Here is a 13,372-nt window from a genome sequence, read left to right as displayed (position 1 = left end):
AGACCCCCCCGGACCCAGGGGGCCGAGCGGGGGGTGCACGGGCCGGAGGCGCTCGAGTCAGGCTTTCCCTTGTCGAGCGGTGGTCAGCCGATGGGCTGGCAGATCTCGAGCGGCCCGGTCTCGTTGTTGTCCTCGATGCACTCGTTGAAGGCGCCCGCACCCGCGCCGGAGTCGTCCACCACCACCGTGATCTCGAAGGGGGCGTTGCCCGGGTTGGGCAGGCTCAGCTGGATGGTCTCGGAGCCGCCCGCGGGGATCGGTCCCTGGGTCTGGACCGTGGCGAGCAGGCCCTGGTCGCTGTCGTAGAACGAGACGTTGACGCCCGGACCCACGCCCAGGCAGCCCTGGTTGAGCACCTTGACCGAGATTTCGAGGTCCGGGCACGGGACGGCCGGGATGTTGAGATCGGCCGCCACCAGGTCGGGCGCACAGAGCTGCTCGAGGTCGCCCTGGCCGTTGCGCCGATAGCTGTTGTAGGTGGCCCAGTTGGGCGGCTCGACGGCGGGGATCGAGCCGTCGATGCCCACGTTGGTCACGTGGTACGTGTGCTGGTTCCAGATCGGTCGCGTGCCCACCCAGTTGTCGAGACGATCCTCGAACACCTCCACGCCGGCATCACCGATGGCGCCCTGGCCCGACTCGTTGTTGGTGCTGATGACGATCTCCGCCTTGAAGTCGCCGTCCACGTCCGCGATGATCGGGTACTCGCTGCGCGTACGCGACGAGTTGATGTCGATGAAGAGGATCTCCTCGTCGGTCATGATGCCGTCGCACAGCGGGCCGCCCACGGCGCAGTCGGGCTCGGTGCCGGGATAGATCCGCAGGTACCACTCGTCGCCGTAGATCACCTCGGAGCGCCCGTCGCCGTCGAAGTCGAACACCGACGAGCCCGTGCGCTGGGAGGAGCCGTCCTTGGTGTCGGCCTGCCACAGCTCGGTCAGGCCCATGCCGGCGGTGTACTGCGCGACCACGTAGCGATCGCCGCCCGCGGTGCCGATGTCGGGGAAGCCGTCGCCGTCGAAGTCGGCGATGTTGGGCGGACCACCCGCGCCGCCGCCCGCGATGGGCAGCGTGGCCAGCGTGGCGCCGGTGAGGCCGTCGTAGACGCGGATGTTGTTGCTGATCACGTCGATGACCTCGGGCTGCCCGTCGTTGTCGAGGTCGGCCACGCCGCAGTAGCCATCGGCCGACTGCCCCGTCCACAGCAGCATGCCCATGAAGTCCACGCCCACGGTGCCGGTGAAGGTGTAGACGGTGCCCCCCGCGATGAGCTCGGGACGGCCATCGCCGGTGAGGTCGGCCACGCACGACAGCGGCCCCACGCTGCCGTTGGCCCCGGTGGCGCCCGAGGCGATGTTCCACGCGATGTTGCCCGAGGCGTCGTAGATGTTGCGGCCGAACGCGATCTCGGGCAGGCCCGTGTTGTCGAAGTCGGCGATCGACGGCGAGCCGCTCTTGCCCCCGCCGCTGTAGGGCTGCGAGATCCACAGCGGGGTTCCGGTGGCTCCGGCCACCGCGATGAGGGTGTTGCTCTCGCTGGGCACGATCACCTCGGGCATGCCGTCGCCGGTGATGTCGCCGATGGCGGGGTGCGAGCCGGGATCGGTGCGGTAGCCATCGTCGGTCAGCGTCCACACCTTGCTGCCGTCCGAGCCGCTGATCGCCCGGAGGATCCCGTTGGTGGTGTAGTTCGAGCCGGTATAGGAGTTGAAGATGATCTCCGGGGTGCAGTCGGCATCGAGGTCGGCGACCATCGGCGACATCACGCACTGGTAGTGCGTGGGGAAGTCGTCGTCGGCGATGGTCACGTGGTTCCACGTGGGCTCGCAGAAACCACCGTTGCAGAGCTCTTCCTTCTGGCACCCGAGGTCGCAGGACCGCTGCTGTCGCACGCCCCAGGTGAAGCGCGGCACCGGATCGAACACGCCGATGTCGGGCTCGAAGGCGCAGGAGGGATCGGCGAAGTTGGGCACGCACAGCCCCAGCTGGGGATCGCAGATCTGGCCGTCCTCGCAGTCCGAGGTGACGGTGGTGGCACACACGGCGGCATTGCACGCGCCGCCCGGCACCACGCACTGCCCCACGTAGCAGATCTCACCGTTGCCGCAGCACACGTCGCCACACGGGGGCTCGATCCCGCAGTCGAGCACGCACTGACCGTCGTCGTTGCAGACCTCGTCCGCCGCACAGCAGGTGTCACCGCACACGAGCGCGGTGGGGCACTGGCCTCCGGTGGTGGCCGACCCGGTCCCGAGGGTGTCGCCGGTGTCGTCGAGGGTGGAGCCCTCGGTCTCGGTGCCGGTCGCCGGGGGAGGCGGGATGCCGTCGTCGCTGCCTCCATCGGCCTTGGTGTCATCGCCTCCGGGGCACGCGGCCAGGGCGAGCATGGCTCCGAGCCACGGGATCGGGCGGAGCAAGCGGGAAATCGAGACAGGGGAAGCCGACGAAGCAATGGCCATCGGACCGATTAGACCCCGTTGTCGTCCGTTTGTCCGGCCCGAGCCCACCAAGCCGATGGCGCGCGGATCTGCGCGGAAGCACCGGGTTGGGGAAGGAGCAGGCCCGCGCTTTGCGCTGGGCTCGGCCTCCGAGAACCGTTTGCTTGCCATCGGGCGGTGACCCTATCGTTGCCGGCATGGGATGGAAGGGCCTGGCAGGGGTGGGGTTTGGCCTCGCGCTCGTGGCGTGCACCGACGGGTCGACCGTCGACGGGGGGGCGGGCGCGGACGAGAGCACCGGATCCACGTCTACGGGATCCCTTGATTCCTCGGAGGGTGGTCCGGGACCGGGCACGACGGGCATGACCGGAACCACCAGTACCACTGGGTCGGTCGATGGCACCGGGACCAGCATGGGCGACGAGACCAGCACCGGCGAGGGCTCGGAGTCGAGCACGGGGGGCGAGCCGCCGAGCACCTTCGAGGAGTGCTTCGAGGGGCAGTTCGTCAACGAGGCCACCGTGCTGCCCGACTACGACCAGTACGAGCCGGTGATCGGCAGCCACTGCGTGGGCACCAACCATCAGGACATCGAGGGGATCGAGCGGGTGGTGTTCCTGGGCGACTCGATCACCGTGGGCTCGCGGCCCACGCTGCCGGGCGACGTCTACCGGGCGCGCCTGGGCGACATGCTGCGCGATGCCTACGGCCTGTCCTACGGCGACGCGATCTCCGAGGCGCTGTGGAAGGCTCCCAACCCGTTCTCCGGCGAGGTCGCGCAGATGACCGCGGGCGACTTCACCAGCTGCTCGCGCTGGGGGGCTCGCAACGACGACCTGCCGGTCGGCGTGGGCAACCAGCTCGAGGATTGCTTCGGGCCGCAGACCCTCGACCAGCGCACGCTGGTGGTGATGACCTCGGGCGGCAACGACGTGTCGGCCCTGGCCCAGGACGCGATCGATGGGGTTCCGCTGCCCGATCTATGGATGGCGGCCGAGGACTTCGTGATGCTCAAGCGCGAGGCGGTGGAGTGGATCACCGCTCCCGGGCGCTTTACCAGCGGCGTGTTCGTGGTGTTCGCCAACATCTACGAATTCACCGATGGCACCGGCGACGTGATGTCGTGCGACGTCTCGGGGCTCGCGGGCTTCGATCAGCCGGTGCCCAACCCCATGGAGCTGACCGAGCTGGTGGTGTGGGCCAACGAGCAGTACATGTCGATCGCGGTCGACACCGGGACCGACATGCAATTCCTGCTCGAGACCTTCTGCGGGCATGGCTTCGCCAACGACGACCCGACCTCGCCCTGCTACCGCGGGCCCGGGACCCCGCGGTGGTTCGACCTGACGTGCATTCATCCCAACCCCGAGGGGCACGGCGTGATCGCCGATCAGTTCATGGCGATCATCGAGGAGTAGCGGTGGAGCTGCGGGCGGGCTCGGGGGCCCGCGATGCCGTGCAAGAATTGCGTGGGCCCCGAGCACCGGGCGACGCAAGCTCAGGGCATGCAGGCGCAGGATCTCATGACCGAGGCGCTCATCACGATCAAGCCCTCCGACACCGTGCGGGTGGCCCTCCGGCTGATGGAGGATCAGGACGTGCGGCACCTTCCGGTGGTGGAGGGCACGAGGCTGGTGGGTATGGTCAGCGATCGCGACCTGCGGGAGTACCGGCTGCCGGTGATCGAAGAGATCGAGAACCCGGAGTACGCCGATGATCTGCTCGAGACCCCGGTGTCGGAGCTGATGAACACCGACCTGGTCACGCTCGAGCCCGGCGAGGGGATCAAGACGGTGATCGACGTGATGCTCGAGTACAAGGTCGGCGCGCTGCCGGTGATCGACCAGCACGGCGACGAGCTGCGCGGAATCGTGTCGTACGTGGACGTGCTGCGGGCGCTGCGGGACACGCTGGACTAGCCTTCGGCTGGACCAGCCCTGCGTTCGAGGGGCTGTTTCGCCCGCGAGCGTGGGGGTCGCGTGGTCCCGCGAGTCATGCCAGGATCCCGAGGGGCTCTCTGCCCCCCCCAACGTGATGAGCGAACGCTCCCACTGGGCCTCGCGCCTTCGTTCGTTCGTGGCCGCCGGGCCGCGGGCAATCCCGGCGCCAAAGGGGCTGCACGCGCAGAACGCCGCGGACGTGACGGAGGTGATCCTGCCGCTGGTGGCTCGACGCACGCTCAAGCGGCTGCTGCGGGCCAGCCTCGGTCTGCGCGCGTCCGCCGACGTCGCGGCCGAGCGGGATCGGCTGCTGGCGACGCTGCTGGAGCTGCCGGACCGAGCCCTCGAGGGGCTCCTCGTTCGGCCCGAGGTCTGCGGGCTCGTGGCCGGCATGGAGAACGATCCCGAAGGCGGGGCGGTGCTCGTGCCATGGCTGGGCCAGATGGTGGTGGGGGCCGTGGCGGCGCACGGGGGCGATCTGGCGCCGACGCGCGTGGCCCGAAGCACGCGGCGCATGGTGACGTTCCCGGCGGCGTTCCTGCTGGGCGAGCTCGGTGAGCGCGAGCCGTCGGGCACGGGGACGGTCACGGTCTCGGTTCGTGCCGGCCAGGTGTCGGTGGAGGGGATGGCCGTCGGCTGGCGACCCCTCCCGCGGTTCGACGAGCGCGTCGGGATCTCCACGGGCCGCGACGACTGGCTCGACCGCGTGTTCCCCGGGGTCGAGCACGTGGCCTCGCTCGACGAGGTGCGGACCGAGCGATTCGTTCGAGCGCTGGACGAGGCGGCGGCGGTGCTCCGCCGCGTGTGGCCCGAGGCCCACGACGAGCTGCTGGCGCTGCTGCGCTGGATCGTTCCGCTGGCCAATTGGGATTCCTGGTACGTGCCGGGCATGCACGGCCTCATCGCGCTGAGCGTCCACGATGGGCGTCGCATGGTGCGCGACCTGTTCCACGAGACGAGCCACCACAAGCTGTCCAGGGTGCTCGAGCTCGCCAGCGCGGCCCGCAATCCCGACCACCGAGTGTTCTCTCCGTTCGCGAAGGGCAAGGAGCCCGTCATCAGCCTGCTGCAATCGTGCTGGTCGTTCTCGCGCGAGTACGCGCTCATCCAGCGGCTCAAGGCCAGCGGGTACATCGTGCCGGCCGAGGTCGCGCGCGAGGAGCTGAAGTTCCGCGTCCTGTTCGACAAGGGCATCCCCGTGCTCCGCCGCGAAGCCCAGCTGACCGAGGTGGGGGACGCCATCTTGACCTCCATCGAGGAGTCGATTCGATGAGCCATGAACGCGCCGACCTCGGAGCCCGTGTCGCGGCTGCAATCGCCCGCCTGGGTCGCACGGATCCCAAGGTGCTGGCGCTGCGCGCTCGGTGGGCCGACGCGCTGCTCGGTCGCGGCCTCGAAGACGAGGGCTTCGCCGAGCTCGATGCCCTGGTGGTGGATGCCGAGGCGGCGCTCGGCCCACGTCACGAGACCACGCTGGTGCTGGCCAACAACCGCGCGATGAAGCTCGCGGAGCGGTCGCGGCCGGAGGGTCTGGAGCAGCTCGCGGCCCTCGTCCCGGTGGCCACCGAGGTCTTTGGTCCGCGGGACCGTCGCACGGTGCTCGTGCGCAGCAACCTCGCGGCGGCCACGGGGATGGCGGGTCGCTTCGGCGAGGCCATCGCTCGGATCGAGGCGCTGCTGGCCGAGCGCGACGACCTCGACGACGAGGTCGTGGCGACGCTGCGTTCGAACCTCGCGTCGTGGCGCGAACGGAACGGGTCGTGACCATGCAACCGCCGAGAGGACCCGCATGAGCACCGACCTGCTGCTGCTGTTTCCCGGCGTGACGGAGGCCAGGTTCTTCCCGTACCTGAGCCTGCCCACCCTGACGGGGTACCTGCGGGCTCGCGGGCATGCGGTGGTCCAGCGCGACCTGAACATCGCGTTGCTCGAGCGGTTGTCGGTGGCGCCCGCGGGCTCGACGGCGAGCGCGTCGGGTCGAAGCCAGGTCACGCCGGCGCTGCAGGCATTCGTGGCGGACCACGGCGAGGAGATCCGGCGCACGGCCTTTGGTCGGGAGGCCTCGCGATTCCCGTGGAACGTCGCGGCCAAGCTGGCGTGGACCCATGCCTTGCGGGCGATGGATGGCTCGACGCTCACGCGGCGCCTGCGTCGGCTTCGTGACGTCGTCGACCATGCGTTCGTCCCGGTCGAGCCCTCGGACCTGGCCGACCAGGTGCACACCGAGCTGGTCGGCGAGGCAATGGCCGAGGCTCGGCCTCGCGTGGTGGGGCTGTCGGTGGCGTACTTCAGCCAGCTGGTGCCGGCCCTGCGGATCGCTCGCTTCGTCCGCGAGCACCACCCGGGCACCACCGTGGTGCTCGGCGGCGCTCAGATCACGATGCGGGCAGGGGAGCTGGCGCGGGATCCTCGTGTGCTCGAGCTGGTCGACGCGCTGGTCGAAGGGGCAGGGGAGCCGGCCCTCGACGCGCTGCTGTCGGGGGCGACGACGGTGCCCGGGGCGCTCACCCGCGCCGGATCGGCGCCCGCCGCTCCCCACCACCTGCGCGACAATCCTACGCCCGACTTCGATGGCTTGCCGGTGACGCGGTATCTGACCGAGGAGATCCAGCTCCCCGTGGTCGGCACGGTGGGGTGCTACTGGGGGCGGTGCGTGTTCTGCAGCTATGGCAATCGCACGCTCGAGGTGGGCTACCAGCAGCTGCGGCCCGAGCAGCTGGCCGACGTGTGCGAGTCGGGGCTGCGGTCGACCGGCGCTCGCTTCATCGTGTTCGTGGACGAGAACACCAACCTCCGGCTGGTGCTGGGCGCCGCGCGACGCCTGGCCGAGCGTGGACGCAGGGTGGAGTGGGCCAGTCGCAACCGGCTGGAGCGCGACCTGGCCGAGCCGGCGTTCTGCCGCGCGCTCGCGGAGGCCGGCTGCCGGATGATGAGCGTGGGCTACGAGACCAACGTGCAGCGCTTGCTCGATCTCATGGACAAGGGGGTGGACGCGAGCCTCTACCAGCGCATCATCGACAACCTCCACGAGGTGGGGATCAACCTGCGCTTCTCGGTCATGGGCGGGTTGTTCGACGAGACGCCGCAGGAGGCCCGGCAGTCGCGGGAGTTCCTCATCCGCAATGCAGACAAGATCGGGATCGACGTGGCCCAGATGATGATCGTGGAGCCCACGTCACGACTGTCGGCCGACCCGGAGGGGCATGGCCTGGTGGTGGACGCCGACGAGCAGCAGCTGGTGGCCAACGAGTCGTTCTCGTACCTGGGCGGCCGGGTGGGGGTGCGGCACGGCTTTGCGAGCGGCGAGGGCTGGGACGAGCGCACGGCGCAGCTGGCCGAGCTGGTCGACCGCGTGCTGCCCGAGAAGAACGACGACCGACACCCGCGATTCCTCAAGGCGCCGCCGGTACGGCCCGGCGGGGTGACCGCGCTGCGACTGCACCCGTGGGTGGTCCGGGGGGAGCAGGGACGGCTCGTCGACCTGCGGCAGTCGCTGGTGCTGCGACCGTCCGACGACTGGGGCTACGATGAAGCGACGCACGTGCTGTCGGCCGCCACCGAGCGCGGTCGGGTGGTGCTCGATCGGCTGCTGCATGCCGGCTTGGGGGAGGCTTGAGATGGGCACGGACACGAGCATGGACACGAGCATGGACACGAGCATGGACACGAGCACCAGGCGGCTCGGGCTCGGGGTGGGCGTCGACATGCCGTGGGGGAGCACGTCGATCGGGTTCGACTCGGCGACCGGTGGCCCCACCGAGCGCCTGGCGAGGTTCCTGGGGCGGGAGCGCTACGCCTACCTGATGTTCTCGTTCCAGCCGCGGGGGCACGTCGCGCTCGACGTGGACGCGTACCTGCCGGCGTACGAGCGGCTGCGCGACTGCGCGGCTCCGGGCACGCCGCTGGTGTTCCACCAGACCACGCTCAACTTCGGGGCGGCGCACGCCTACGACCGCACGGCGGTGTACGACTTCACCAACGCGCTGCACCGGCGCCTGGGGTTTGCCTGGGTCGTGGAGGACGTGGGGATCTGGTCGCAGCGCGGGATCCCCATGCCGTATCCGCTGCCGCCGTTCCTGACCGAGGCGAGCCTCGAGCGCACGGCCGAGGGCCTGGCCGAGGCCCGCGAGGCGCTCGAGCCCCGGCTGCAGCTCGAGTTTCCCGGGTTCACCGACGGCTACTCGATCGTGGTCGGCGCCATGGATGCCTACGACTGGTTTCGCGAGGTGGTCGAGCGAGCGGACGTGGCGGTGACCCTCGACGTGGGACACCTGCTGTCGTACCGCTGGCTGTGCGGGCACACGGGCGAGGCGCTCTACGAGGGGCTCGAGCGCCTGCCGCTCTCGCGGTGTCGCGAGATCCACCTCTCGGGGTGTGCCGTGCGCCGGGGGCGGTTCCTCGACCTGCACCACGGGATCCTGCTCGACGAGCAGCTCGAGCTGCTCGACCGGCTGCTCTTGCGGTGTCCGAACCTCCAGGGGGTCACCTACGAGGATCCGGCGATCGACTCGGGGGGGCGCCTGCCTCCCAAGGCGGTCCCCAACGTGGAGCGGCTGCGCGAGCGGGTGGAGCGATGGGCGAGCTAGAGCGGCACGACGAGGTGTTCGGGCGGCTGCTGTTCGATCCCGACCTCCGACGGCGGCTGCGGGATGGCGACTGGTCGGACGTGGCCGACGTGGCCGATGCGTTCTCGGGCATCGATCTCGACGAGCTCGAGCAGCTCGCGGTCGCGGTACGGGATGGGCTCGTGCGGGGCAGCCTCGGCGGGCTCGGGATCGGCCCGGCCTTCCCACACACCATCGCCGCGCTCGGGGGAGGAGCGCAGCCGGTGGTCGAGCGCTTCCTGGCGGCGACCAGGGGAAGGGCCCCCGACGGTCGGGGCATCGATGGAACGGGTCGGCGTGCGGGGATCAGCGTGCTCGAGGCGTTCCATGGCTGGGCCGAGCTGGAGCTCGCCGACGATCCCTCGGCGCGGTGCCGGGCCCAGCACGAGCTGGCGTCGGCGCTGCTGCGGGCGCTCGCGCGCACGCCTCGTCCTGGGTTCGTCGTGGGCTGGCCGCTGGTGCACACGGGGCCGCAGGGCTGGATCTGCGCGCTCGATGCCTCCTCGCCGCTTGCGGGACCCCACGAGGTTCCCGAGCAGCCGATCGTGTACGTCACCCGCGGGGGACGCCATGCGACGGGGCGCGTGTCCCCGGGGCTGGCCGCGGTGCTGCTCGGTGATACCGATGCGCCGCCACCTTGGGTGGTGGAGCTCCTGGCGCGGCTCGGGTCCGACGTGCTCGGGGCTGCGAACGAGGCCCTTGCCGCGCGGGGGCTGCGATGAGCTCGCCGGGGCCGATTGCCGGGGAGCACGAGAGGCACTCATGAACCTGCTCGGACTCGACGAAGCCTTCTTTCGCGAGCACTGGCGGCGCCGGCCCGTGGTGCTGCGTGGAGCGGCGCGGGCGCTGCTGTCCGAGGTGCCGTCGGCCGACGAGCTGCTCGAGCTGCAAGCCCGCGCCGCTCACTGCTGCACCACCGACGGCAAGTCGGTGTGGTTCTACCAGCAGCTGGTCCACGAGCTGCCGCTGACCGAGCGCCTGAGCCTGGCCGGCCGCGAGCGGTTCGAGTGGCAGCACGTCGCGTGCGATCTCGTGCACACCGTGGGGCCGGCCTCGATCGGCTGCCACTTCGACGAAGACGACAACTTCAGCCTCCAGCTCGTCGGCGCCAAGCGCTGGCGCCTGTCTCCGCCCGACACCCTGGCCTCGGACCTGGTGCGGCTCCGCCTGCTCAAGGAGCCGGACGTGGGGCGGGCCACGCTCGGCCCCGAGGTGACCGAGCTGCACGTCGAGGCCGGCGACGTGCTCTACATCCCCCAGCTGTGGATCCACTGGGGGGAGTCGGAGGGCGACTCGATCAGCATCTCGTTGGTGGTCAACGGCCGCACGTTCCATGCGACCTTCGCGGGCTCGGTGGAGGATGCGCTCCGCCACGCGCCGGGATGGGCGCGCGCCGTGCCCGTGGGACCCGGCTCGACGCTCGCGCGCGAGCGGACCCTCGATGCACTGGTGCAGCAGACCTTCACCCCCGAGGCGGTCGAGGGCGTACGCCCGTACGTCACGGCCCATCGGCGCCCGGTGCCGCCGCTGTCGCTGGACATGGCGCGAGCACGAGCGTTCGTCGATGCGGCGCCGCCCGTGCCCACGGCGGGGTTCGTGCTGCCGGCCTCGGACTCGGAGACCCACCGGGTGCTTCGGGCGCTGCTGGCCCGCCGCACGCTGCGGCGGCTGCTGCGAGTGCTCGCCCAGCGCTCGTCCTCCACGCGGTGCGCCGCCGATCGGCTCCTGATCCAGCAGTGCATCGATGCGCTGCTGCGGCGTACCGACGCCGAGCTGGAGCGCCTGTGCACCGAGCCCGAGCTGGTGAGCCTGGCCGCGATCGCCTCGAGCGGCGAGTCGCGATACGAGGATCCGCTGGCCGCGGAGCTGGCCAGGGCGCTGCTGCCCGAGCTGGCAGCGCTGGCGGCCGAGCCCGTGCCGTTCTCGCTGCTGCCGGATCTCGACGGTGCATTCACGCTTCGCCGGGCTGGCGTGCGCCTGTCGCCCGAGCGGCCGCGCCACGAGCTGGTGGTGCGCTGCGCCGACGGGGCGTGGCAGGTCTTCGTCGACGGGCGTGCATGGGATCCGCACCGGGCCCCGGGGCTGCGCGTGGAGCCGCTCCCGCGTCTGCTCGGGCGCGGGCCTCACCTGTCTCCGGCGCCCACGGCTTGGGTGGCTCGCAACGTCCGCGATCAAGAGCTCGCGACCGCCGATCCGACCGCGTTCGAGGCGTTTCGCGCCGCCATGGGCTCGGGAGCCGAGCGGCTGGCCGCGGCGTGGCCGGCCGCATGGGACGAGGTCGCCGATGGGGTGCGGTGGCTGCTGCCGCTCCCCGATCGAGGTCTCGACCCCCACAACTACAGCGTGCATGCACTGCGTGGGCTGGTGGTCAGCAGCCCCCGTCGCGACCATCGCTGTGCGCAGACGCTGGCGCACGAGGCCGGGCACAACCGGCTGTCCACGATCCTCGACCTGCTGCCGCTGTGCCGCGATCCCGGGCAGGTCGTGGTGTCGCCGGTCGTGGACGCCGAGCGCCCGATGTCGTTCGTGTTCCACGGCTGCTTCGCGTTCGCCCAGGACGTGGCGCTCACCGAGCGGCTGCTGCCGCTGGCCGCGGCGGCGGAGCGGGCCTCGATGGAGCGCTACCTCGACCAGTGCCGCCGCAAGGCCGGCGCTGCGCTCGACGTGCTGCGCCGGGATGCCCGGCTCACCACGGTGGGGAGCACCGTGCTCGAAGAGATCGCCCAGGTGCTGGACCGATGAAGGGAGACGCAAGGAGCACGCGAAGCAGCACGTATCGCTCCGACCTGCCGGCGCTGGTGGAGCGAGAGCACGGCCCGGCCGAGGCCCTGGGGCTGCCCCCCTTCGCGGCGCTGCATCCCGCCATCGAGCGCCTGCGCACGGCGCTGGTCGGGGTCGGCAGCGAGCGCACCGAGATCTCGCTCCGCGCCTGCGCGCGGCGGCTCGAGGGCGGCCGCCCGAGCGTTCGCTTCGGCGCCACGGTGCGGCTGGTGATCCGCGGGCCCCACACGCTGTCGCCCGTGCAGTGGCAGATGGGCGGGGTCGCGGTGGACCCGGACGCATGGGCGGAGGACCTCGCGGCCACGCTGCCCCACGAGCTGCGCGCCGTGGAGCAGGGCCACGCGCTCGGCGAGCCCTGGACCGGGACGGTGGTGCTCGATCCATGGGTGGCGGCGCTGCTCGTGCACGAGTGCGTGGGCCACACGTCGGAGGCCGACAACTACCTCGACTACGTTCGACCTGCGGGCGCATCTCCCGAGGAGGCTCGGCCCGACGGTCCGGCCCTGGGTCATCGCTGGACCCATGCGGCACTGACGGTGATCGACGATCCCACGCTCCCGGATCGAATCGGCAGCTACGTGGTGGACGACGAGGGCCGGCCGGCTGCACCCACCGTGGTCGTCGATCGGGGCGTGTGGACGGGGCTGCTCCACGACCGCACCAGCGCGGCCACGATGTCGGCGCTGCGATCGGGGAACGGGCGGCGGGTCGTTGGCGCATCGACGGTGATGCCCCGCATGTCGGTGCTGACCGCCTTGCCCGGCGACCACGCGCTCGAGCACCTGCTGGGGGAGATCGACGATGGGTGGTACTGCAGCGGATCGTGGGGAGCGGGCTCGATGGGGCGTCGATTCATGCTGCGTCCCACGCATGCCCGTCGAATCCGCGAGGGTCGCTTGCAGGATCAGTACCTGCGTCGATTCGACCTGCGCGGAGACAAGCTGGCCACGATCGCGGCCATCGACGCGGTGGGCGACGAGGCGCGGGCCTTCGATCCGGCGTTCGGCTGCGACAAGAACGGGCAGAACGATCTGCCCGTGTCGTTCGGGGCGCCGCACCTGCGCCTGCGCGGCATCACGCTCGTGCCCATGAAGGCACCCCGGTCTCGTCGCTAGCTACACCTTGACGACCTGGAACTTGTCGTTCTCGTTGTACGCCATGCCGGTGACGTTCGCGCCGATGTCCTTCACCACGGCCGCCTGGACGTCCTGCGCATCGACGGCGTTGGGATCGAAGAGGATGCGGAGCTTGTTGCCGTCGGCGTCCATGAGCGTCGCGCCGTTGGGAAGGTTCACGTTCAGGGCCAGGGCCCCCGCTTGGGCGTTGACGAAGAACGTCATCGCCTCCATCTGGGAGGCCGCATGGAACCTGAAGGCATGGAAGGCCACGCCTTCCTGCAGCTCCTCGGCTTCGAGGACGTCGAGCTCCTCGATCTCGTCCAGCAGGCTACGCTCGGGGTTCACGGGATTTCGTTCATTGGTCATGGTTCACCTCTACTGGTACTGGAGGGGTAGGGCATCCCCCTTCCCCATGGTCGCCCAGTGCTCCGCCATGTACCAGTCCACGAGATCGCCCGAGCGCGAGCGAAACCGAGCGCACCACGGAGCAT

General features: G+C 70.7%; 11 protein-coding genes. 9 read left to right on the top strand and 2 right to left on the bottom strand.

Going from position 1 to position 13,372, the window contains the following annotated elements:
* Positions 1-83: 83 nt before the first annotated feature.
* Entirely contained in the window at positions 84-2,417 is a 2,334-nt protein-coding gene (locus OEB96_RS31050) for an FG-GAP-like repeat-containing protein (protein WP_266220421.1), read from the bottom strand.
* A 383-nt stretch (positions 2,418-2,800) separates the two neighbouring features.
* Here OEB96_RS31050 and OEB96_RS31045 point away from each other — a divergent pair, with 383 nt between their 5' ends.
* The 9 genes from OEB96_RS31045 (at position 2,801) to OEB96_RS31005 (ending at position 12,878) form a co-directional block, all read left to right on the top strand.
* Positions 2,801-3,856 (top strand): SGNH/GDSL hydrolase family protein, encoded by a 1,056-nt coding sequence (locus tag OEB96_RS31045; protein WP_266220420.1) that lies wholly within the window; start codon positions 2,801-2,803, stop codon positions 3,854-3,856.
* 33 nt (positions 3,857-3,889) lie between these two features.
* Positions 3,890-4,357 carry a CBS domain-containing protein gene (locus tag OEB96_RS31040; RefSeq protein ID WP_266220419.1) on the top strand — a complete coding sequence of 156 codons (468 nt, stop codon included), beginning with the start codon at positions 3,890-3,892 and terminating at the stop codon, positions 4,355-4,357.
* A gap of 115 nt (positions 4,358-4,472) precedes the next feature.
* Positions 4,473-5,651 carry an aKG-HExxH-type peptide beta-hydroxylase gene (locus OEB96_RS31035; protein ID WP_266220418.1) on the top strand — a complete coding sequence of 393 codons (1,179 nt, stop codon included), beginning with the start codon at positions 4,473-4,475 and terminating at the stop codon, positions 5,649-5,651.
* Positions 5,648-6,142, top strand: a complete 495-nt coding sequence (locus tag OEB96_RS31030) for a hypothetical protein (RefSeq protein WP_266220417.1) — start codon at positions 5,648-5,650, stop codon at positions 6,140-6,142. The genes OEB96_RS31035 and OEB96_RS31030 overlap by 4 nt, the downstream gene beginning before the upstream one ends.
* A gap of 25 nt (positions 6,143-6,167) precedes the next feature.
* The gene (locus OEB96_RS31025; protein WP_266220416.1) at positions 6,168-7,994 is read left to right on the top strand and encodes a B12-binding domain-containing radical SAM protein; all 1,827 of its coding nucleotides are present in this window, start codon (positions 6,168-6,170) and stop codon (positions 7,992-7,994) included.
* A 19-nt stretch (positions 7,995-8,013) separates the two neighbouring features.
* Positions 8,014-8,964 (top strand): multinuclear nonheme iron-dependent oxidase, encoded by a 951-nt coding sequence (locus OEB96_RS31020; RefSeq protein WP_266220415.1) that lies wholly within the window; start codon positions 8,014-8,016, stop codon positions 8,962-8,964.
* Positions 8,952-9,704: a hypothetical protein gene (locus tag OEB96_RS31015; protein ID WP_266220414.1), complete on the top strand. Its 753-nt coding sequence runs from the start codon at positions 8,952-8,954 to the stop codon at positions 9,702-9,704. The genes OEB96_RS31020 and OEB96_RS31015 overlap by 13 nt, the downstream gene beginning before the upstream one ends.
* Before the next feature lie 40 nt (positions 9,705-9,744).
* Positions 9,745-11,724, top strand: coding sequence for an aKG-HExxH-type peptide beta-hydroxylase (locus OEB96_RS31010; protein WP_266220413.1), 1,980 nt, complete (start codon positions 9,745-9,747; stop codon positions 11,722-11,724).
* Positions 11,721-12,878 carry a TldD/PmbA family protein gene (locus OEB96_RS31005; RefSeq protein WP_266220412.1) on the top strand — a complete coding sequence of 386 codons (1,158 nt, stop codon included), beginning with the start codon at positions 11,721-11,723 and terminating at the stop codon, positions 12,876-12,878. Before OEB96_RS31010 ends, OEB96_RS31005 begins: the two co-directional genes overlap by 4 nt.
* Here OEB96_RS31005 and OEB96_RS31000 read toward each other — a convergent pair whose 3' ends face one another.
* A complete protein-coding gene (locus OEB96_RS31000; protein ID WP_266220411.1) occupies positions 12,879-13,247 on the bottom strand; it encodes a hypothetical protein in 369 nt (122 codons plus the stop codon).
* Positions 13,248-13,372 lie beyond the last annotated feature (125 nt).

The organism is Paraliomyxa miuraensis, assembly GCF_026337845.1.
GTDB classification, from domain to species: Bacteria; Myxococcota_A; Polyangia; order Nannocystales; family Nannocystaceae; genus Paraliomyxa; species Paraliomyxa miuraensis.
This window is presented reverse-complemented; position numbering and strand designations above follow the sequence as displayed.

Excerpts from the sequence above, each read along its gene's own strand:
- OEB96_RS31045 (WP_266220420.1), top strand. The coding sequence starts at position 2,801 with ATGACCGGAACCACCAGTACCACTGGGTCGGTCGATGGCACCGGGACC.
- OEB96_RS31040 (WP_266220419.1), top strand. The coding sequence starts at position 3,890 with ATGCCGTGCAAGAATTGCGTGGGCCCCGAGCACCGGGCGACGCAAGCT.
- OEB96_RS31035 (WP_266220418.1), top strand. The coding sequence starts at position 4,473 with ATGAGCGAACGCTCCCACTGGGCCTCGCGCCTTCGTTCGTTCGTGGCC.
- OEB96_RS31030 (WP_266220417.1), top strand. The coding sequence starts at position 5,648 with ATGAGCCATGAACGCGCCGACCTCGGAGCCCGTGTCGCGGCTGCAATC.
- OEB96_RS31025 (WP_266220416.1), top strand. The coding sequence starts at position 6,168 with ATGAGCACCGACCTGCTGCTGCTGTTTCCCGGCGTGACGGAGGCCAGG.
- OEB96_RS31020 (WP_266220415.1), top strand. The coding sequence starts at position 8,014 with ATGGACACGAGCATGGACACGAGCATGGACACGAGCACCAGGCGGCTC.
- OEB96_RS31015 (WP_266220414.1), top strand. The coding sequence starts at position 8,952 with ATGGGCGAGCTAGAGCGGCACGACGAGGTGTTCGGGCGGCTGCTGTTC.
- OEB96_RS31010 (WP_266220413.1), top strand. The coding sequence starts at position 9,745 with ATGAACCTGCTCGGACTCGACGAAGCCTTCTTTCGCGAGCACTGGCGG.
- OEB96_RS31005 (WP_266220412.1), top strand. The coding sequence starts at position 11,721 with ATGAAGGGAGACGCAAGGAGCACGCGAAGCAGCACGTATCGCTCCGAC.
- OEB96_RS31000 (WP_266220411.1), bottom strand. The coding sequence starts at position 13,247 with ATGACCAATGAACGAAATCCCGTGAACCCCGAGCGTAGCCTGCTGGAC.